We start from the raw sequence: 19978 nt of genomic DNA on the forward strand, positions 1-19978 counted from the left end.
GACGTGTGTCTCTTTTGGTTATTATTTCAATCTAGTTATGCCGCCGTTTCCGACCAATTCCAAACCAACTTACCACACCTGTTAAGGCCAGCAAAGTCAATCCTAACGCTGAAACATTATGCGTTTGATCTTCATCAGTTTGTGGTAACTGTGCAACCTTTTTTTTATTAGCAGTGACCACCGCAGCTGACACAACCGTGGTCTTCGCTAACACCGTTGGTTGTTGATTAGCACCATGACTTGCGGTTGTACCTGGATTGATCGTGTCACCATCACCATCGGGATTAACTAACGTGTTTTCATCAGTTCCCGGATTAATCGTGTCGCCATCACCGTCAGGATTGACAGTCGTGCCATCATCACCTTGGTTGACCGTGTCACCGTCACCATCAGAATTAGTGGTTGTGCCGCCATTATCATCAGTATCAGTTGCCGGTTGAACGGTAATCGCGGCGGTCTTCGTGTACGTGTTACCCGCAGCATCAACATAAGTGTACGTCACTTGGTAGCTACCAGCCGTTGTCGTATTGACTTGACCGCTGACGGTTACCGCGCTTAAAGTCAGGGTTTGACCTGTAGCATCAGTGGCTTGAACAAAATTATCTGCGGCCGTCCAAGTACCACCTGCTGTTAACGTACTGTCTTTAACCGTTAAACCAGCTTGGCTCTTAGTGACCGTCACCGTAATCGTTTGCTTAACGACGTTGCCTTGGTTGTCTGTATACGTATACGTGATTGGGTAACTACCCACTTTGGTGGTATCGACAGTCCCACTAACTTTGACTTGGCTCAGATCTAACGCTTGACCAGTCGCATCTTTTCCAGCCGTTAAATTATCCATCACAGTCCATTTCGTCGTAGGCCCGGCAATCAACGTACTATTTGTCGTGGTTAACCCAGCTTGGGTCGCGGCAACCGTAACAGCAATTGTTTTGGTGAAGACATTACCCGCGCCATCCGTGTAAGTATACGTGACGTGATAAACACCGGCCTTTGTCAAATCAACCGTATCGCCACCAACCGTGACAGTCGTTGCTGCCGTTGATTGACCGAATTCATCAGTGACGGTAACGGCCTTAGTCGCATTCCAAGACGCATTTGGCCCTTGAACAATCGTTTGATCATTGGCATTTAAAGCCGCTTGACTCGCCACCACTGCCACATTAGCAACTGAATTAGTCGTGTTACCTTGGCTATCAGTGTACGTATACGTAATCGTATTGTCGCCAATTTTACTCAAATCAACTTGACCACTAACTGTGACGGTCGTGCCATCAGCCCGCAAGTAACTGTACATAATGGACATTACCCGCGCACTATTGACTTGCACGTCATTTTTCAAAATCACATCATCAGCTGCAACCGTATCACCATTAGCTTGAATCACCGAAACCAAATTATCCTGTGCCTGCCAAGTGGCATTTGGCCCCATGATGATAGTGCCGTCCTTAACGTTTACATGTGCGACTGATTTAATCACATGAATCGTGGCCGTAGTCGTGGCCGTGTTACCGGCTGCATCAGTATAAGTCAGTGTCACTTCAGTATCGCCAACTTTCGTCAAATCCGGCGTTGCATTGGTCGTGACTTTAGCTAATTCAGCGGCCGTTAATGCATGACCATCGCTTCCAGTGGCACTGGCTAAACTATCTGAAACTTGCCAATTGGCGTTCGGTCCCATGATCACGGTGACATCTTTGCCGGCTAAGTTTACTTGACTGGCAATGACTTTGACACTAATCGTGTAAGTATGCGCATTGCCTTCGCCATCCGTGTAAGTTAATGTCATTGGATAATCGCCAACTGTGGTTAAATCAGGGGTAGTGCTAGTCGTTAATTGGAGTGTCTTCAAATCCGTCACAGCGTCGCCATTAAAATCAGTCGCGCTAATCACATTATCTAAGACGTTCCAAGTGGCATTTTGACCTTTAACGATTTCGATATTCTTAGTGACTAAACCGGCTTGACTCGCAATCACATTGACAACAACATCGGTCGTCACTGTATTACCAGCCGCATCAACGTAAGTTAACGTCACGGTTTGAGCGCCCGCTTTACTGGTATCTAACGTTGAACTCGTCACGCTCGCCAGTTCAGTCACATCTAAAGCTTGACCATCAGCATTTAAACTCTTAGTTTGATCAACACTATCACTTGCTTGCCAAGTTTTTGAGCCTTGGTTCACACTGACGGTTTGACCAACCAATACCGCCTGGCTATTCACTATCGTAACAGTGGCATCAGCTGTTCGGGTCACCCCTTTATCATCTGTGTAGGCTAAGATCACCTGGTAAGTTCCGGCTTTAGTTGTTTCGACCGTATCACCAGTTGCCGTAATGACATCTGTCGAAACGGTGCTTAAGTCAATCGCATTACCATCAACGTCTTTCAATGACGCAACACTATCTTTAGCCGTCCAAGTTGTCTTAGGACCCGCAATTAAGGTGATATTTTTCGCCGTTAAATCAGATTTTGACGTAATGACTTCCCAAGTATAGGTGATTGGTGCAGTAAAGTTGGTTGTCCGACCCTGATCATAAGCTGCCATTAATTCAGCGCTCGTGTAAGTCTTGCCATCGGTATCGATCCATGAACCCGTGTATTGATCGGTCACTTTGATTGCTGGTAACGTCACAGTATCTTGATAAGGATCACCAAAAATATTGACACCAGACGTTTGTAAATTAACCGTTGGACTTAAGGTCAAGGTGCTTAAACTCGTTGCCTTAAGCATGTCCGTCATTGACGCGACATTCGTCATATCAAAGCTCGATAAATCTAAGCTAGTCACCGCTGCGCCGCTAAACATCGCATACATATCGGTTACTTGGCTAGTATCAAAGCTGCTCAAATTAAGTTGTTTGATACTTGTATCACTGAACATGCTATTCATTGACGTCACATTATTAGTCTTAAAATGACTGAGGTCTAGCGACTCAAGTCCTTGCGTGCCGCTAAACATTGAAGCCATCAATTGGACTGCGCTCGTATCCAATTTAGACAAATTGACGCCCGCTAAATTGGTGTTTTGGAACATACTACTCATGTCCGTCACTTGGCTAGTGTCAAATGTGCTTAAGTCAATCCCAGCTAAAGTTGCGCCCGCAAACATACTACTCATGTCGGTCACAGCACTAGTCGTCAACGAACTAAGATCAATACCTGTTAAATCAGTCCCCGCAAACATCCCAGCCATGGTCGTGGCCTCACCCGTCTGGAATTGGGCTAGATTTAAGCTCCCTAAAATACCAGTGTTACTAAACGTATTGGTAAAATTCGTGACATTATCGGATTTCCAACCACTGAGATCCACAGTCTTTAAACTAGCTGTGTTTCGGAAAACATTCATCCAAGATGTGGCTTTCGTAAGTTGCCATCCGGTTAAATTCAACGTTGTTAAGCTGCTGTCACTCGCAAACAAGTTTGCAATTGAGATGACATTAGCCGTCTGCCAACCGCTCAGGTTTAAGCTTGTCAGACTCGTATCAGTCATGAACATACCACCCATGGTGATATTTTTGGTGGCATTGAGCGTCCAACCGCTTAAATCTAATGACGTTAAATTAACATTATTCGAAAACATCGTGTCAAAAGCAGTCACATTACTAACATTCCAGCCAGCAACCGGAATCGTCGTGGCCAAATTTGAGGAGAACATACCACCCATGTCGGTCACTTTGCTCGTATCCCAATTAGCAATTCCAGAAAAATCACTAATCTTAGCTCCGGAAAACATTCTGTCCATATCCGTGACATGGCTCGTATCAATATAATTAAGTCCAGAAATACTGGTTAAATTAGCAGCACCGAAGAACGTATAGGCCAAACTACTGCCGGCTGTTACAGGGCCCTCAATCACCACACTTTTAATTTTGGCCCGATTACTGTACCAGGAATTAGCCCCTTGCATTGCACCCCAAGTTCCGGCTGAAATCGTTAATAGACCATTACTATCTAAAGTCCAAGTGCTCCCACCGGTGACCTCTTTACTAAAGTCCCCACTAGCCACAACAGTTGCTGTCACTGTAGCAGCCCGAGCTAGCATTTTTTTCGATAGACTTCCTTGAACAACTGCTGCTTGCATCGCACCACTTAACGCATTAATTGCAGTGGTGTTGGTTGTCGTCAATGGTGCTGTCGTCAAAGTATCCGTCGTCTCTGCCGCTGTGACATTAGTTTCAGCATCAACGACATCGGCGGTTGGTGCCGTTGTATCCTGGGTCGTCTCGGCAGTTGGTTGCGTAACCGTTGATGTTGATTCAGTCACTTGGTTAGTACTTGTTGAAGTGGTGGTATCGGCATCTTTCGCCGTAGTTGTTGAGCTACTGCTCTCGTCGACTGTCACAGTTTTGTTTGATTGGCTTGTGCTTGTTTTATCCTGATCAGTAGCCGTTTGATGACTTTGCGTGGTCTCCTTTTGGCTACTAGTCTCATTAGTGGTCGTTTGATTCGTCGTCTTGCTGTCACTAGCCGTTACGGATGACTCGCTAGTCTCATTGATTTCACTGGTTGTATCATCAGCTTTAGTGACTGACGATGCCTGATCATCAGTCGTCGTTTGATCGGCCTTCGTTGTTGCTGTTTGACTGCCATCGGATGTTGCCGTGGTAACATCTGATTGATTTAAGGTAGTGGTCGAGCCACTCAGTTGGGTTGCGCTACTGCTGGTGACGCTACTAGTCGCATTTGTTTCATCGACCGTATCGGCTTGCCCGTTCAACAAATTAACATTCCAAGTCGTGACGGCGATTCCGGCAAAGACCCAAAAGCGTCCCTTTTTATACATTTTATAAATTATTTTTTCATTTTTTGTTGCTCGCATTCGAAATTCCCCATTTCTTAACTGAGTACCCACACCCATCATCACAACAAACCGCCACTCCCAATTGACGGTTGATTACAATTATTTATGATCTTTTTTAAGGCCCCTGATTCCATCGTCTTTTACCAACCAATTTTTAAAAACTATAATTAATTATAATAATTAAAGCTATTGATTAATAAGCGCCTTTCGTAATTATAATATAGCATAAATTAGTTTATTAAACCATTCTAATTTTCTAGATATTGGTTATTTATTTATTGTCTTTCAGACTTTAATTAAGCATCGATAAAAGGCGATGATTTGCGGCTTTTATTATTCTTTTTTAGATATCATTTTTTATTGAACCGATCTAACTCTCACACAACAATTATATAAAAGCCACTAATTATTTAAGTGAATTCACAATTATGGCAAACTGCCTTTATTTAAATAAAATAATGATATCCAACTAACTATCTACGCCCTAATTATCAATTATCAACCCAACCAATTTAGCTAAAACATCAAAAAAACACCAAGTTAGTTTTTGACTAACTTGGTGTTTACTATTTTCAATTAAGCTTGACGCAATTTACGGCTGATCCCCGCCGCACCAGTTAACGTGGTTAAAGCTAACAACACGCCTCCCGCGATCGACGTGGTATTCGTGGTCGCTGTATCACGACTTGGTAAACTGAACGCAACCGCTGATGTTAACTTGGTTGTCGTTGGCCGTTTAACAGTTGTTGGCACTTGTGTAATACTCGTGGTCTTGGCCTTAGTTGTCGTTGCTGACACTTTGACAGCTGGCTTAACCGTACTAGTCACAACCGCTTTAGTTGTACTAGGTGTTGTCTTGGCTGCCACACTGGCCGTAGCAGCAACTTTAGCCGTGGCTTTAACTGACACTGGTGTTGTAACCGTGGCTTTTGTCGCCGCTACTGCTGTTGCGGTCGTTGATTTAGCCGACGTTGCTGGTGTTACTGATTTCGTTGCCATTTTAGTGGTACTTGTCTTAGTAGCGGCAGTGGTTTTAGCCGTCGTTTGTGGCCGTGGTGTTAAATTAATTTTATCGGTAATTTCTTCGGTCGTCGTGCCATCTTCATACGTAGTGGTCGTCGTGCCATCTTTTTCAGTCACGTTAGTCTTAGCATTGGCGTCATAAGTTTGATCACTAGTATCAGTCGTTGTATCAGCACTTGAAGCTTCAGTGCTGGCCGTATCATCGGTCGTCGTTGAATCAGTCGTTGCCGTAACGGCGGTTGTTTCACCGGTCGTGGTTGTGTCATCAGCGTTAGCCAAAACCGTCCCAAAGCTGAGTGCAACTAACGTAGCTCCTGCTAGTAAGAAAAGTCGACTTTGTTGATGTAATTTTTTAAAAGTTGTCGTTTGACGCATTGCTGATACCCCCCAGAGCCGGTCAAAAACCGCTTTTCGACCATAAGCTTATGCCAGTTTCATTACATATATTTATACTGAAAAATCAAAATTTAACTTAAAGACTGATAAATCAGTCTTTTCAATTTTGGGTTTATTATTTAATTTAATCACATTCGTTAATGAATAAACCCTTTCTACATTTATAGAATAACACATATATCTAGTATAAATCAATAACAAATTATTAATATACCGATTTTAAAATCCGTTTTAAATAAGGCAATTAAAAGTCTAGGCTTTTACTTAATACCGGCTATTCAATTAAAACTATACCAATTTTGAAATTGCAGTGATCAGATGCTAATTATCGCTTTTTATTCATAATGTACTATCCTGACATGTGTGGGATATAGATAATCAAAAAAGCGTTACGCTCATTGCGTTAACGCCTAATTAACTACCTCAAATATTTAATTAATCCTGAGTTAGTTGTTTAACAAACTGAGCCAAAACCGCTGTCAGTGTGTTAACCGTCTCCGGATAAGTCGCTGGATGTTGTAATAAGTAGCTCATAATTCGACCTTGGTACAACACCGACGTTGATTGTTCCCCACTCGTCTGTAACAAAGTCCGTCGAAATTCATTTAATAATTGCTGTAACCCGGCTTGATTGTCATCAGTAACATCTAAAGTTAATGCTGCTCGACTAATGGCATCCAAAACCATCGTTTGAGTTGTTGCTTGTTTAATGGTCATTACCATCGCCCCACCTTTTTTCTAGGATAGCAATTAGTATACACTTAATTTGCGATTAACGACCAGTCAAAGTTCCTAATTGCAACACCAATAACGCTATGTTAGGGTAAACTATTCCCTTACCAAATATTTGGAGGTTTATCAGATGAAACCATCACCAAAATGGATCGCGCGTGTCCAACAATTTATGCGCGGCCGCTACGGTCAAAACGATACATTGAACCGGGTTTTAAACAATACTGCGTTGCTCTTAATTATCATTAGTCTATTTGGTCGTTGGCCATGGTTAGTCTTAATCGCATTCTTATTACTAATTGTGAGTTATTGGCGTTTATTTTCCAAAAAGATCTATCAACAAGTCGCCATCAACCGTCGTTTTCAACGATTATGGCAACCAATCATACGACCATTCACTTGGATCAAGCATCAACTCACCCAGCATTGGCGTTTTCGCTTCTTTCACTGCGCCCAGTGTCAACAACGCATTCGCATTCCACGCCATCACGGTCGAGTTCGGATCACTTGTCCAAAATGTGGGCATCAATTTGAGGCGCGCACTTAAGTTCTAAATTTCTGAAAAATTGACTTTTTTTCAGAAATCGCTTACGAAAAAGCGTTTTTTCTGCTACAGTGACCTATTGTGTTAACTGTACGGAAAAAGGAGAGAACGTGAATGCAAACAAAGTCACACACTAATCCAACTTTGATTATGATTGGATTATTATTAGGCGGGTTTGTCGGCATGTTCAGTGAAACCGCGTTGAACATTGCCCTCCCGCAATTGGAACAACAACTCAACGTGAACACCGGGACAATTCAATGGCTCGTGACCGGTTACTTATTGATGGTCGGAATCGTGCTGCCATTATCCAGTATGCTCACCAAACACTTTACAACTCGACAACTGATTATCTTTGCGCTGATTGATTTCATGGTCGGCGCTATTATCTCAGCCCTTGCCGGGAGCTTCTTAGTCTTACTCATCGGTCGGATGATTCAAGGAATTGCAACCGGTTTAATTTTACCGTTGATCTTTATTGTCTTATTAGCCGTTTACCCACCACAAAAACGCGGGGCCGCCATGGGACTAGTCGGTTTAGTTATTATGTTTGCCCCCGCAGTCGGGCCAACTTTAGCTGGCTTAATCTTGGGCTTGTTATCTTGGCATTGGATTTTCTGGTTATTCGTCCCACTCTTGGCGATTGCGTTAATTATTACCATCATCTTTATGCAAAATGTCGCCGAAGTGACCAAACCTAAGGTCGATGCCTTATCAATTGTCCTATCATCCTTCGGTTTTGGCGGACTCGTCGTTGGTGCTAGCTTAGCAGGTGACCGCGGTTGGGGAAATCCCTTAGTCTTAGGAGCGCTGATTATTGGCCTGGTTGCTTTATACTTCTATGGTTATCGGCAACTCCATCTCGAGACGCCTATTTTGAATCTTCGGGCATTTAGCTTCCGTAACTTCAGTATCGGGACAGTTTTAGTCATGATTGACTTCGGCATTATCATGTCTTCCATGTATTTATTACCCATGTATTGGCAAAAAGGCCTGGTTGTACCAGTCGCCTTAACTGGGGTCTTAATGTTACCTGGTGGTGTGATCAACGCGGTTGTTTCCGCGACTTCTGGACGTTTATTCGATAATTATGGTGCAAAATATTTAACACGAATCGGCTTTGGACTCAGCTTCATCGGGGCCTTGATGTTAATTTTTACCACCACACACAGTGGCTATTGGTATGTTGTCCTCGCACACGTCATCATTATGATTGGTGCTCCGCTAGCCATGTCACCTGCCCAAACTTACGGGTTAAATGCACTCCGGGGACCGGTTGCCGCCGATGGCAGTACAATTTTGAATACGCTACAACAAATTCTCGGCGCCTTAGCTACCGCGATTGCGACTAGTCTGTTAGGTATCGGTCAAAGTGCCAGCAATGCGACTGGGGCAACTGCCTTTGTCCATGGCGTTCATTATGGTTTCTGGTTCACTTTAGCATTAGCCGTCTTAGGTTCTTGCCTATCCTTTATGGTCGATGGCAAACCAGCTAAATCTGTTGATCCATTGGTAGAAAAACAGTCAGCCGCAACGGCTCATTAACCATGACTCATTTACAATCACGTTACGATCAAATAAATCGTGACGTGATTGTTTTTTCTAATTGCACTTTTGCCTGTTTTCCGCCACAATGGAAGTGAGTCATTACAAGGAGAATTCATTTAATGGAAACGACAGTTAATTTAATTATTGGGACTAGTGTTCTACTGGCTCTCATTTGTTTCTGGCAAGCGGTTGTCAGCTTTCGCCATGGTTCACAAAAATTAATGGCGTGGATCTGGTTAATTGTTGGCTTATTATTCGTTGGTTTGGCCGGATTTTTCATTTGGGTCATGGTGCCACTTTGGACCAGCCTCTAAGGGGGGACGACAATGCCTTCATCTGCATTGATCAATAAGTACTTAACGAAGTATCAGCTCACATTACAACATCCAGAACACGGCATGGTGTTACTGACATCATCGGTTTGGCTCGCCCATCCAGAATTGCAACAAGCAATATCTCAGGCAGTTCAAGGACTAAAAGGTATCCAACAAGTGACCGCCACAAGTCCTGAGCAACTGATATTGCGCTACGATTCCAGTCAGTTACGGCAGTTAAACCCACTGACTTTGCTATCATTGGAACGGCAACTCAGTCGGCAATACAAAAAAGCAGGTTATTAGCTAGGCTAACTTAGTCACCTACGTCAGCCAGTGATTCTGCCGGCTGTGGGACCGACTCCAGCCAAAGTGCGGGCTTCCGTCTCGCTTTTAAGACTAGCTCAAACCGCTAGTCTTAAAAGTCGTCCACGTCGTAAAGTCCGGCAAAATCATCCGGACTAACGATGTTTTCACGGCCGGCGCCATCACTGGCTGACTCCGGTTATCATACGGATACTAATTAATTATAATCACTATCATCTTCATATTGAGCCCAGCGCTTTTGAAACACGGGTTAGACCGCTCTTTGGTTAGGCCCGTTCCGGTTCAATGTAGGCGAACGGTAGGCGGCAAGCAAGACTTTCATAATACGTTATTAAAAAATGGTTGATTCAGAATGTTAAATTCCGAATCAACCATTTTTTGCATAATCATTTGTTTAAAGGCGCACCTGATAGCTCATAGCTAAAATTCAATCGCAGCAATAATTTTACCTTCTGGACCGGCAAAATCAATAATATTGCGTTTCAAGTTAGCCGTCCAAGTCTCACAGCCAGCCGCCGCGAGTGCTTTCACTGCTTCGGCCAAGCTTAACGTGCCTGCAATGTAAGCCGCACCTGCTTTTTCAACAGCGTCCACATTAACCTCACCGCCAGTAACCGGCGTGCCAAGGCCATTACTCAATCGTTCAACTAAATAGCCATTTTCGCCAAAATAAGTGGTCATCCCAGCATCAACATCATATTCTAAGTGTTGAATCCCTAAATCCGCTTCTTTTTTGGCAATTGTTGCAAAATCTGTATGGTCGCCCAAGTTTGCTAATAATTCATCAATCGTTGCTAATTTAAACATCGTCTTTATCTCCCTTAATTTAGTTTACTGTTCTATTGTAATCCAAATTAAGCTGCTTTAGGTTTTAAAGGGTAGAAAATCCGCATCAATAACATATAAATTAACGCAATTACGATCATATCGATAAAGGTTGCGCCAAAAACATTAGCGACAATCGTCACTTTCTTCAACAACAAGAAGATCCCAACGCCTAAGACCCAACAGATTAACGCAATCCAATTGACCCCATGATGATACCAATATTGTCCATGTGAGTTCGCTAATTCATTAACATCGTAATGTTGGTGATGACGCCAATAATAGTCCACTAGCAACACACTGATCATCGGCCCTAAAACCATCCCAATGTAATCTAAAAATGCCGTGAAGGCCGTCAAAAAGCTCCCAACGAACAATGGCACCAAGGTCACTAACGTTGCAATAATTGTCACTGCCCAAAGTGCGGGTCGTAACCGGATCTTAGGGAAAATATTCGACAATGCTGACCCCGCTGCCAGTAAGTTCACCGCATTGGCGGTCATACTCGTTAAAACAATGACGAGTAACGCCAACACACCTAATCCTAACCGACTAGCAATCGTACTAGGATCAGAGTTATTTGGATCATAGGTCCCCGACGTAATCGCAATACTAATGGTCGCCGCTAACCCAATAAAGGCGAACCAGAATAGCCCCGCAAAAGCGCCTAAGAATGGCATACCGGTAGCACCCGACCGTTTACGCGTGAATCGGGTAAAGTCCGCCCCAGCGGTCACCCACGACAAGTTAAAGGCTGCTAGTGTGTCCATCCCAGCCCCCGCTGTCATGTGTAACTTAGCTGGCGCGTGCCATGCTAATAATTGCGAAAACGAAACCGTTTTGAAAACAACGACGGTTTCCCATAAGACAAACAGAATCACTAAAATAATACCCAATCGTTCGATCATCTGAACAGACTTTTGTCCCACCGAAACACTCAACAAGTGTAAAACGCTCATGACAATAATTCCCAAAATCAGGCCCTTGGCACCACCTGGTTTTCCATAGACTGGCCAGCCCATAATATCGTGTAGCAGATAACTGACCGATGTCGCCGCAATAAAAGTATTCACCGCAGTCCAGCCAATATACTGGGTTAAATTAACAAACGATGGCACATAACTCCCACGAATCCCAAAGGAACCACGAATCAAACTCATCGTCGCCGCTCCCGTCCGATAACCCATGAAGCCAACTAACGATAAACATAAATATGACAGCGTTGAAGATGCCACAATCACTTTTAGTGCCGTTAATAGACCACAAGCGGCTAAAACACCGCCGACATACCACGTCCCATTATTGGCATTGGCCCCAATCCAGGTCGCAAACATGTCCCAGTTCGACATATGACGATGTTTGGTGGCAATAACTTCAATTTGATATTTAGGTTCCTGTTTCAAGCTGTTCACCCTTTCTACAATGTTATCCATTGTAGGTTTTTCTAACAAGTGAGGTCAAGCACGATTTTACAAATTATCTGATATTGCCGCAATTAAACTTTAGCCGTAAGATAAAAGTTAAGTTTATGACAGGTAAAGGTCGAAAGATAATTATTGCAATAGGAAGTGTACCCGTACTGATTTGAGTGATGCTAAATGGGTCACCTACGTCAGCCAGTGATTCTGCCGGCTGTGGGAGCACTTAGCGATTTATCGCTTAGAGCTCGGCGCTTTTGAAACACGCAGGTTTGGTGGTTCAAAACGACGGTCCAGACCGCTTTTTGGCCGGGCCGGGCCGACCACAGCGTTCCGGCTCAATGTGGGCGAACGGCAGGTGGCAAGCATCACTAGTTTCGATTGATAAGCACTTACCATATCAACGATGATTGCTAAATAAGTAACTTTCAACTTTTAGTCATGACAGGTTTAACTATAAAAAAAGGAAGTGACACACGTGCATGGTGCACTAGTGGGTTGGCGGCGTAATTTGGCCGTCCTATGGTTAGGAACTTTTATTGCTGGGATGGGCTTTTCAGAAGTCATGCCCTTTTTATCATTATACGTGAGCGAACTCGGACATTTTTCACACAGTCAATTAACAATGTACAGTGGTTTAACATACGCAGTCACTTTCTTCGTGGTCGCCGTGGTGTCGCCACTCTGGGGTAAATTGGCCGATCGCCGCGGTCGTAAAATTATGTTACTGCGCTCTTCGCTTGGGATGGCGATCGTCATTGGCTTAATGGGCTTCGTTCATAACATTTGGATGTTAATCTTTCTGCGTTTCCTGCAAGGCCTTTGTGCCGGCTACATTCCGAATGCCAGCGCGTTAATCGCCACCGAAACGCCGAAGGAAAGTAGTGGAACAGCGATTGGTATTTTAACTACCGGTTATGTCTCCGGTAATCTGATCGGCCCAATCCTAGGTGGGGTCTTAGCACAAGTCTTTTCGATTCGTTTAACCTTTATTATCACGGGTTGCTTATTACTCATCGTCTTTTTCTTGAGTCTGTTCTTAGTACATGAAAATTACCGGCCAGATCCACACGCGGTCGTTAAACAAACGGGCAGTTTGCTCAGCCAGTTCAAAAATCCAACATTAATCATCGTGTTGCTCGTTTCCACAATGATTATTCAAATGGGTAATAACTCAATTACTCCGATCATCAGTCTCTATGTTCAACAATTGATGCATAACGTCGGACCGATCACGGTCGTTGCCGGGATCATCGCCGCATTACCCGGAATTTCGACTTTATTGTCAGCACCACGTTTAGGACATTTAGGGGATACTCGTGGGACTGGCCGGATCTTAGTTTTTGGCTTTGTTTTTGCCATTTTAATGTATTTCCCACAAGGCTTTGTTTCCAGCATCTGGTTACTCGGTGTCTTTCGGTTTATGATCGGAATTTCGGACGGAGCCTTATTCCCAACCGTTCAAACATTGCTCTCTAAAAACACCCCGCGCCACTTAACTGGCACAATTTTTAGTTGGAATCAGTCGTTTCAAGCCCTTGGTAGTATGTTAGGTTCCCTAGCCGGTGGGGTCGTTTCCAACTGGTTCAGTTACAGTGGGGTCTTTATCTTCACCGCAATATCTTTACTGCTTAACTTCATCGTCGTGCTCTTTTTCATTCCTGAGTTACGACATCCATTTCAGAAAAAAGGATAACCTAAATGGTCGCTAAACAACACCCCGATAGTGTTGTTTAGCGACCATTTTGAATCTTTACAATAATAATACCAACTCTTTACGCATTCGCGATTAAGCACTGAGTAGACAACGTTAAACTAAGCTTATTAAATGATCATTAGGAGGCTTACGATGCCAACCATCACGTTAAAACACGTCCAAAAAACATATTTAAATCAACCCATTCTATCTGACTTAGATTTAACGTTGCCGAGGCATCAAATCACCACAATTACCGGAAAAGGCGCTGCCACGCTGCTCGGCTTAATTACCGGTTCACAACGCCCTGATGCCGGCCAAATTTGGTTTGATGATCGCTTGGTATTCAGCCATGCGACCCCACATCTAAACCACTCACCAGCACAACGCCAGATTGCTCAATGTGGTGATTTCGCCTTTTGGCCGCACTTAACCTTGCGCGAAAATATCGCCTTTCCATTACGCCATCAATTATCAGAACCGTTATTGACTCAACGAATCACTCGGGCCTTGGCGCAAGTCGACTTACTTGATGATCAAAATCGCTATCCGGGATCCCTTAGTGCCCATCAAAAACAAGCGTTGGCACTAGCCCGCAGTCTATCCCAACAACCAGCCGTCTTAATCTTTAATGACAGCTGGCAATTAGGCCACACGCTACTCGCAAACAGTTTGCGACAACAACTGGCAACACTAGCACGACAGCTAGCCCTGACCACGATCATCGTCACTGACGATCAGGTAGCGGCCACCCAACTGGCAGACTATGTCGTTCAACTCAAACATGGCCGGATACAACAAGCTGGCACTGCCAAAAAGCTCGTTCTAACGGCTAATTAGTCGTTAAAACGAGCTTCAAAAAACGTTATTTTAGATATCGCGCCATAAATGTCGTGACTTTTTTCGTATACAATTTTGGATGTTGCGGATAAGATTCCGCATGTCCGGCGCCCGGAACCACCCACAACTGCTTATCTTTGACCGTTGTTGCTCGATAGTTTTGGTAGACCATCTTGGTTGGGACAAAGGTATCTTTACTACCATGAATGAAGAAGATCGGTAACTTATTGTGATGCAACTGTGTCACTGAGCTCGCCGTTAAGAAATTAAAATGGGCTTTAGCTTGTGCGACCCAGCTCGCCGTATAGATTAATGGAAATTTCGGCAAATGATAAAGTTCTTTCAATTCATAGCTGAGCTCATCACCGACACTCGTATAGCCACAATCTTCAATAATCGCTTTGACTTGTGATGGTAATTTTTCACCACTCATCATCATCACGGTCGCGCCACCCATTGAGACACCAAATAAGCCGATTCGGCTCTTAGTGCCTTCTCGTTGAATCACTTGCTTCGTCCACTTCACATAGTCTAACCGATCTGGCCAGCCAAACCCATAATAATGACCTTGGCTTTTCCCATTACCACGATCATCTGGTGCTAAGACGTTATAGCCTTGACGATGCCATAGTCGAATATAGCTCGCCATCTGTTCTTTATTACCCATATAGCCGTGCGCGACCACAATCGTCCGATTCGTTTTTTTAGCCGCCGGTACAAAATCGGCCACGAGTTTCAGGTGATCAGTCGCCGATGTTTCATGCCAAGTTTGCTTTTTGACTGTTTTAAGCCACTTTTGGTTAGTGGCTAAGGTGCTTTTGCTTTTATGTGAACTGTGATTTAACACTTTAGGCGTCGGTTCAAAAGCAAAATGATACAAATAAAAGCTGCCCCCAGCAATACCGATACCGAGGATGATGACGATAGCTAAAGCCACCAGTCCCCATTTTTTTCGTTTACGCATGTTTCAATCCCTCTCTTAATGCCGCTTATGCCAAAGCTTGTTGTGTTAATAAATGATAGGCGACGGTTTGCGCCGCAAATTGAATGGCCTGACTCGTCGTGTCCGCAGTCGTTATCGTCACCGGCTGTGCCCGCAGCGCTTGTTCAAAAGCTACGACGAATTCTTGATAACGGGCCTCAATTTGCCGTGAATCACGAATCTTTAAGATTGCCTGACTAATCGTCGTCAAGTTAAAGTCCTGTTTTAATAAAGTCACAACTAATACTGCAACAACCTGGTTGCGCGTATATTGCCGACCGGTTGGACGACTAAAGAAATGTTGTTTCACATAACTATTGACCATTGTTTTGGTCACTTCGGGAACGCCCAGTGGTGCCAACGCTTGATTAACCAATTGACAGAGCTGTTCCATATATACCGGTACTCCAGGTAATTCAGCCCACGCCGGTAACTTAAATGTTGCTAAAGTTTGGGTCATCTACTTTCCTCCTGATTGCTTATTTAATTTACCGTAATTTAGAGTTAATTTCAAGAATAGCTATGGTATAAATTAGATTATATAGAATTATTATCTATGTAATTAATCACCATTATTGAGCGAAATTTACTTGAATCCAGCTGACGTTTTCCGCTAAAATAGAGAGGTTACTAATTATGGCACCTATAGAAAGGACTTTCCTATGAATAACGTGTATTTAGCGGCACCCTTTTTCGATGACGCTCAAAAAGAACGTATTGAACAAGTTAAGGCAGCTTTAATGGCCAACCCAACGATCAATGCTGATGGGATTTTCTTACCCCAAGAACATCAATTTGAGGACGAACCTTTTGGCAGTCGTGCTTGGCAACAATACGTTTACGCTTCTGACATGCGCCAAGTGCATCGCGCTGATTTAGTCGTTGCTTTACTCGACTTCGACATGACTAGCGATACTAACGAACCTGATTCTGGGACCATGTTTGAAATTGGCGCAGCAGTCGCCGAAAAGACCCCCGTCCTAGTTGTCCAATTCGATGCCGATAAGCAACTAAACTTGATGATTGCCCAAGGTTTAACAGCTTACTTCGATGCCAGCAAGACTGGCCTCCAAGAATTAGCAACTTACAATTGTGATGACTTAAAATCAAAACCAGCTAACCGTCCCGTATTCTAAGATGACTAGCTAAAAACGGCGTGACCCGCTTAATGGGCCACGCCGTTTTCTTTATTCATCCACAAAAACTTGTTGCGCATAGGCTGCTGGTAAACGCACAATCACAAACATCGCGTAACGCCCATACTTGGCATTCGCCACTGGTTGGGTTGCAATACCAACTTTGGCTTTACGATAGAAAGTGCCTTCCGGAATGCCCCAGTTTTCATCCACCTGAAACCGATTATAAAGATCCTGCGTTAATTGCGTCTTAGTCCCAATTGCCGCTACACACTTAGCCTTAGCCATCCCAAAACCTTCGACCAATTGATTAGCCTTTAACAATTTTTGATATTGTTGCGCATTGGCGTCTTTTTGACTGGCCGCAATCGCTGCCGTTTCAACAAAATTGTCATAGTCATTCCCAGTATTATTTACAAAATGGTATTTAGTACTCATCATTTGTGTCAATACAGTCTTCGCTTGAGCTATCGTGGTAGCATCCGCATGAGCGCCTTCAAGACCACCTAACTCATCGATTAACCGCAAAGCTAAAGTGTCTTGACTACTCGACCCAATCGTTGGTGTCAAATAGCCACGCCAAATCCAACCATTCATCGAATGATCCGCGTTTTTTACATGATAATAAATCGCACTTTTTTTCGTTGTCTTATTAAACAGCTTTTCGTGCGCATCGGTATACCAGGTCACTTGACCAGTCGTCGTATTGACCCCATACTTTGTCCCCAAGTGTTGCGAATACCGGGCCCCGCGTTGCTGATTATGATAAGCATGTCGCCCCATCGACTTACGCCAAACCAACCGTACATTTCGCGACCGTTTGGCCGAATATTGGCTAGTTGTTGCGGCCTGACTTCGAACAGACCCAAAGCTAAGACCCGCTAGCAGCAGTCCACAGCCAATTAACAAGTTACGCATCATGACGTCCCCCTTTTATTTACAAGGTCAGTGTACCACCCAAACCTTAAGCGACCTAGCGCAGTTTAAGGCCATCAAAAAAAGACCGCCAGCATTTCGCTAGCGATCTTTATTAAATCAAGTTTAGTTGATATCAAAGGCTGAAGCCCGAGTCCAATTACCATTTTCCATTTGATAATAAGTGGTAACCGCACCCTTAGAATCAGTCCGACGCGCCCGTTGGACAATCTTCACGTTCATCTGGCTAACATCACCAGTCGTCCCTTTATCCTTGGCCAAGTCTTCGGCATCAAAGACTTTGTCATAGACTGGGTAACGTTTGATTAAGTTCAACGTCTTGCTGTAGTCTTCATATGTGATCTTGTCAAAGACTAAGCCACTCTTACGAATCCAGAATTTGGTAGCATCCTTAGCAGTCGTGAAGCGAATCCGGTACCAAGTCCCAGAATCAGCTTCGGCCTTCATGTCAATGTAAGCCCGCGTGTAACCTAACTTCGTCCAATCAACCTTAGTGGTCTTCCAGTTAGCTGCACCCTTGATATGGTTATACAAGGCAAATTTTTTGGCTTGTAAATTAGTCGCTAATTCGGCATGTTGGGTGTTCAAACCGGCACGATACGTTTGTGTCTTATTGGTTTGCTTGTTTTTCTTCGTACTCCAACTGCTCAATGATTGTAAGTTGTTCTTCTTCTTGGCAGAAGCTGAAACCCCACCGATGCGAATCCAGTAGTGGGTTGCTTTGCTATCACTACTGAACGCAATCCGATACCATTGACCACTTGATGCCTTAGCATACTTATCAACATAGATCGTTGACCCAAGTTTCTTCCAGTCTGGAACCACATAGTTCCAGTTCTTATGGCCCTTCACATGGTTATATAAGGCATACTTCTTGCTAACCGCTTTAGCACTAACTTTAGCCGTTTGCACTTGCGTTCCATGGAAATAGCTTTCCACTTTATTAGTGGCCTTACGCTTCTTCGTTGGCATCGAGATCGTCAACTTACCAGAATCGGTAATTTGTGTGCCAGTTGGCACTTCTTCAACTTGCGTGGTTGGCAAAGCTTTCGAGTTGTTATTACTAATTTTTGCATCAGTCGTATCGAAGTTAGCCGTAACAAATGGCACACTACTTTTAGACGTTTGAATCGTGTTCCCAGTAATCGTAATGTTGGTCATCTTGGTGCCAGTGGCGGCATCCAAATAAACGTAACGGTTATCGGGACTCAAATTTGAGAAGGTATTGTTTTTAATGTTTAAATTGTCCATGGTAATCGTCTTTTCGGTATTGTATAGCCGAATGTAATTCCCTGAACCTAACGCATACTTGTTAACAAATTGGTTGTTTTGAATGTATAAATTCGACACATCGCGGAAATGAATATTAGCGTCATCTGCCGTTAACAGTGGTCGAACATCTTGAACATAGTTATTTTCAAAGTAAACATCATGAATAATACCGGCAGCACCATGGTTATAAAGCGCATGTTGACCAATTGGGTTAGGCGCAAAACTTTGGACATAGCCACTGGTCTTTTGGACTGGCAAGAATTTGTTGTTCGTCACATGGACATCATAGGTTGGTAAGTTATCATATTGATCGCCCGCATTTTTGTAAGACATCGCCTTAGCATTTGAGTAATCAATTTGAATCGCTTCTTTATACTGCTTATCCGTCCCATTAAAACCAGTAAACGTTGAGTTGGTAATCGTAATGTTATGACTACCATCTAAATCAATATAATGCCCAGTTGGTGATTCAGCATTATCAAAGGTACAGCCATCAAACGTCACAGCTGAAGCATGGTGCACACTTTGCGTGAAGATTGATTGTCCCGCTGACGTTTGACTACCCTTAAACGTGGCATTTTTCCAAGTGATGTTAGAAATCCCACCATCGTAACCTGCTTTAGGGCTTGGATAAACGAAGTTGACCCGACGCGCATTATCAACGATAAAATTAGCCCCATCTTCAAAATTAAAGGTAATATTTGAATGTAAGGTCACAATTTCAGTCCCAGTGTCACTCCCAAAGTGATAGTCACCCTTAGGCACATTGATCACGAGTGGCGCGTTTGTATGCGCATCAATAATGGCTTGTAAGTTCTTAACATTATCAATCGCATCGTTGTTACCTACTAAACCGGCCGTCTTTGCATTGACCGTTACCGTACTAGTAGCTGCCGCGGCAGGCACGCTTGGTTGAATCAACGTCATACTCCCCGCTGTCAACAACACACCCATCGTAACCATTCCAAGCCCGGCCACCCAATGGCGATGCCGGTTTATACTATGTTTCATGATTAAATTTCCTCCCCACAACCCTTTTTCATGGTTAATCCCAGTTTATCATGAATTGGAAACGGATAAACCCTTGATCCAATTTTGTAAAACAATCGACATATACAAATTTTTATACTTGCGACTATAATCACCGTATGATTATTTTAATGGGAAACTAATCTACAGCACCTA

Annotated in this window: 16 protein-coding genes; 7 read left to right on the forward strand and 9 right to left on the reverse strand. The window is 43.6% G+C overall.

The window, feature by feature from the left end; all coding sequences use genetic code 11:
• Positions 1-31: 31 nt before the first annotated feature.
• From FFM84_RS05075 to FFM84_RS05085, 3 genes are all read right to left on the reverse strand, one after another.
• The gene (locus FFM84_RS05075) at positions 32-4822 is read right to left on the reverse strand and encodes a BspA family leucine-rich repeat surface protein (RefSeq protein ID WP_165450287.1); all 4791 of its coding nucleotides are present in this window, start codon (positions 4820-4822) and stop codon (positions 32-34) included.
• Positions 4823-5380: 558 nt separating this feature from the next.
• The gene (locus FFM84_RS05080) at positions 5381-6202 is read right to left on the reverse strand and encodes a hypothetical protein (RefSeq protein ID WP_130844694.1); all 822 of its coding nucleotides are present in this window, start codon (positions 6200-6202) and stop codon (positions 5381-5383) included.
• Between the two features lie 456 nt (positions 6203-6658).
• Positions 6659-6940, reverse strand: coding sequence for a hypothetical protein (locus tag FFM84_RS05085; protein WP_130844693.1), 282 nt, complete (start codon positions 6938-6940; stop codon positions 6659-6661).
• A gap of 145 nt (positions 6941-7085) precedes the next feature.
• Between FFM84_RS05085 and FFM84_RS05090 the strand changes: the two genes are divergently transcribed.
• From FFM84_RS05090 to FFM84_RS05105, 4 genes are all read left to right on the forward strand, one after another.
• A complete protein-coding gene (locus tag FFM84_RS05090; RefSeq protein WP_165444478.1) occupies positions 7086-7502 on the forward strand; it encodes a Zn-Finger Containing protein in 417 nt (138 codons plus the stop codon).
• Positions 7503-7613: 111 nt separating this feature from the next.
• On the forward strand, positions 7614-9044 hold the full coding sequence (locus tag FFM84_RS05095; protein ID WP_130844692.1) for a DHA2 family efflux MFS transporter permease subunit: 1431 nt from the start codon (positions 7614-7616) through the stop codon (positions 9042-9044).
• Positions 9045-9166: 122 nt separating this feature from the next.
• Positions 9167-9361, forward strand: coding sequence for a hypothetical protein (locus tag FFM84_RS05100; RefSeq protein WP_130844691.1), 195 nt, complete (start codon positions 9167-9169; stop codon positions 9359-9361).
• A gap of 12 nt (positions 9362-9373) precedes the next feature.
• The gene (locus tag FFM84_RS05105; protein WP_130844690.1) at positions 9374-9667 is read left to right on the forward strand and encodes a hypothetical protein; all 294 of its coding nucleotides are present in this window, start codon (positions 9374-9376) and stop codon (positions 9665-9667) included.
• Between the two features lie 441 nt (positions 9668-10108).
• Here FFM84_RS05105 and FFM84_RS05110 read toward each other — a convergent pair whose 3' ends face one another.
• Both FFM84_RS05110 and FFM84_RS05115 read right to left on the reverse strand, forming a co-directional pair.
• Complete coding sequence (locus FFM84_RS05110) at positions 10109-10495, reverse strand: DUF1398 family protein (protein ID WP_130844689.1); 387 nt, start codon at positions 10493-10495, stop codon at positions 10109-10111.
• Between the two features lie 47 nt (positions 10496-10542).
• Positions 10543-11916 (reverse strand): cytosine permease, encoded by a 1374-nt coding sequence (locus tag FFM84_RS05115; protein ID WP_130844754.1) that lies wholly within the window; start codon positions 11914-11916, stop codon positions 10543-10545.
• Positions 11917-12409: 493 nt separating this feature from the next.
• On the opposite strand from FFM84_RS05115, the gene FFM84_RS05120 reads away from it, so the two are divergent.
• Entirely contained in the window at positions 12410-13627 is a 1218-nt protein-coding gene (locus FFM84_RS05120) for an MFS transporter (RefSeq protein WP_130844688.1), read from the forward strand.
• Positions 13628-13780: 153 nt separating this feature from the next.
• Positions 13781-14467, forward strand: coding sequence for an ATP-binding cassette domain-containing protein (locus tag FFM84_RS05125; protein WP_165444477.1), 687 nt, complete (start codon positions 13781-13783; stop codon positions 14465-14467).
• A 25-nt stretch (positions 14468-14492) separates the two neighbouring features.
• Here FFM84_RS05125 and FFM84_RS05130 read toward each other — a convergent pair whose 3' ends face one another.
• On the reverse strand, positions 14493-15431 hold the full coding sequence (locus tag FFM84_RS05130) for an alpha/beta hydrolase (protein WP_130844686.1): 939 nt from the start codon (positions 15429-15431) through the stop codon (positions 14493-14495).
• 25 nt (positions 15432-15456) lie between these two features.
• Positions 15457-15909 carry a DUF1836 domain-containing protein gene (locus FFM84_RS05135; RefSeq protein ID WP_130844685.1) on the reverse strand — a complete coding sequence of 151 codons (453 nt, stop codon included), beginning with the start codon at positions 15907-15909 and terminating at the stop codon, positions 15457-15459.
• A gap of 202 nt (positions 15910-16111) precedes the next feature.
• Between FFM84_RS05135 and FFM84_RS05140 the strand changes: the two genes are divergently transcribed.
• Positions 16112-16585, forward strand: coding sequence for a nucleoside 2-deoxyribosyltransferase (locus FFM84_RS05140; RefSeq protein WP_130844684.1), 474 nt, complete (start codon positions 16112-16114; stop codon positions 16583-16585).
• 51 nt (positions 16586-16636) lie between these two features.
• Here the strand turns inward: FFM84_RS05140 and FFM84_RS05145 are convergent, their stop codons facing one another.
• A complete protein-coding gene (locus tag FFM84_RS05145; RefSeq protein WP_130844683.1) occupies positions 16637-17503 on the reverse strand; it encodes a hypothetical protein in 867 nt (288 codons plus the stop codon).
• 123 nt (positions 17504-17626) lie between these two features.
• Positions 17627-19804 (reverse strand): glycoside hydrolase family protein, encoded by a 2178-nt coding sequence (locus FFM84_RS05150; protein WP_130844682.1) that lies wholly within the window; start codon positions 19802-19804, stop codon positions 17627-17629.
• Positions 19805-19978: the final 174 nt, after the last annotated feature.

Source organism: Lactiplantibacillus mudanjiangensis, assembly GCF_005405385.1.
GTDB lineage: Bacteria > Bacillota > Bacilli > Lactobacillales > Lactobacillaceae > Lactiplantibacillus > Lactiplantibacillus mudanjiangensis.

Bases quoted from the DNA above. Each gene is read 5' to 3' on its own strand.
- FFM84_RS05150 (WP_130844682.1), bottom strand. From the start codon at position 19,804: ATGAAACATAGTATAAACCGGCATCGCCATTGGGTGGCCGGGCTTGGA.
- FFM84_RS05075 (WP_165450287.1), bottom strand. From the start codon at position 4,822: ATGCGAGCAACAAAAAATGAAAAAATAATTTATAAAATGTATAAAAAG.
- FFM84_RS05105 (WP_130844690.1), top strand. From the start codon at position 9,374: ATGCCTTCATCTGCATTGATCAATAAGTACTTAACGAAGTATCAGCTC.
- FFM84_RS05095 (WP_130844692.1), top strand. From the start codon at position 7,614: ATGCAAACAAAGTCACACACTAATCCAACTTTGATTATGATTGGATTA.
- FFM84_RS05090 (WP_165444478.1), top strand. From the start codon at position 7,086: ATGAAACCATCACCAAAATGGATCGCGCGTGTCCAACAATTTATGCGC.
- FFM84_RS05145 (WP_130844683.1), bottom strand. From the start codon at position 17,503: ATGCGTAACTTGTTAATTGGCTGTGGACTGCTGCTAGCGGGTCTTAGC.
- FFM84_RS05130 (WP_130844686.1), bottom strand. From the start codon at position 15,431: ATGCGTAAACGAAAAAAATGGGGACTGGTGGCTTTAGCTATCGTCATC.
- FFM84_RS05125 (WP_165444477.1), top strand. From the start codon at position 13,781: ATGCCAACCATCACGTTAAAACACGTCCAAAAAACATATTTAAATCAA.
- FFM84_RS05080 (WP_130844694.1), bottom strand. From the start codon at position 6,202: ATGCGTCAAACGACAACTTTTAAAAAATTACATCAACAAAGTCGACTT.
- FFM84_RS05100 (WP_130844691.1), top strand. From the start codon at position 9,167: ATGGAAACGACAGTTAATTTAATTATTGGGACTAGTGTTCTACTGGCT.
- FFM84_RS05085 (WP_130844693.1), bottom strand. From the start codon at position 6,940: ATGACCATTAAACAAGCAACAACTCAAACGATGGTTTTGGATGCCATT.
- FFM84_RS05140 (WP_130844684.1), top strand. From the start codon at position 16,112: ATGAATAACGTGTATTTAGCGGCACCCTTTTTCGATGACGCTCAAAAA.
- FFM84_RS05110 (WP_130844689.1), bottom strand. From the start codon at position 10,495: ATGTTTAAATTAGCAACGATTGATGAATTATTAGCAAACTTGGGCGAC.
- FFM84_RS05135 (WP_130844685.1), bottom strand. From the start codon at position 15,909: ATGACCCAAACTTTAGCAACATTTAAGTTACCGGCGTGGGCTGAATTA.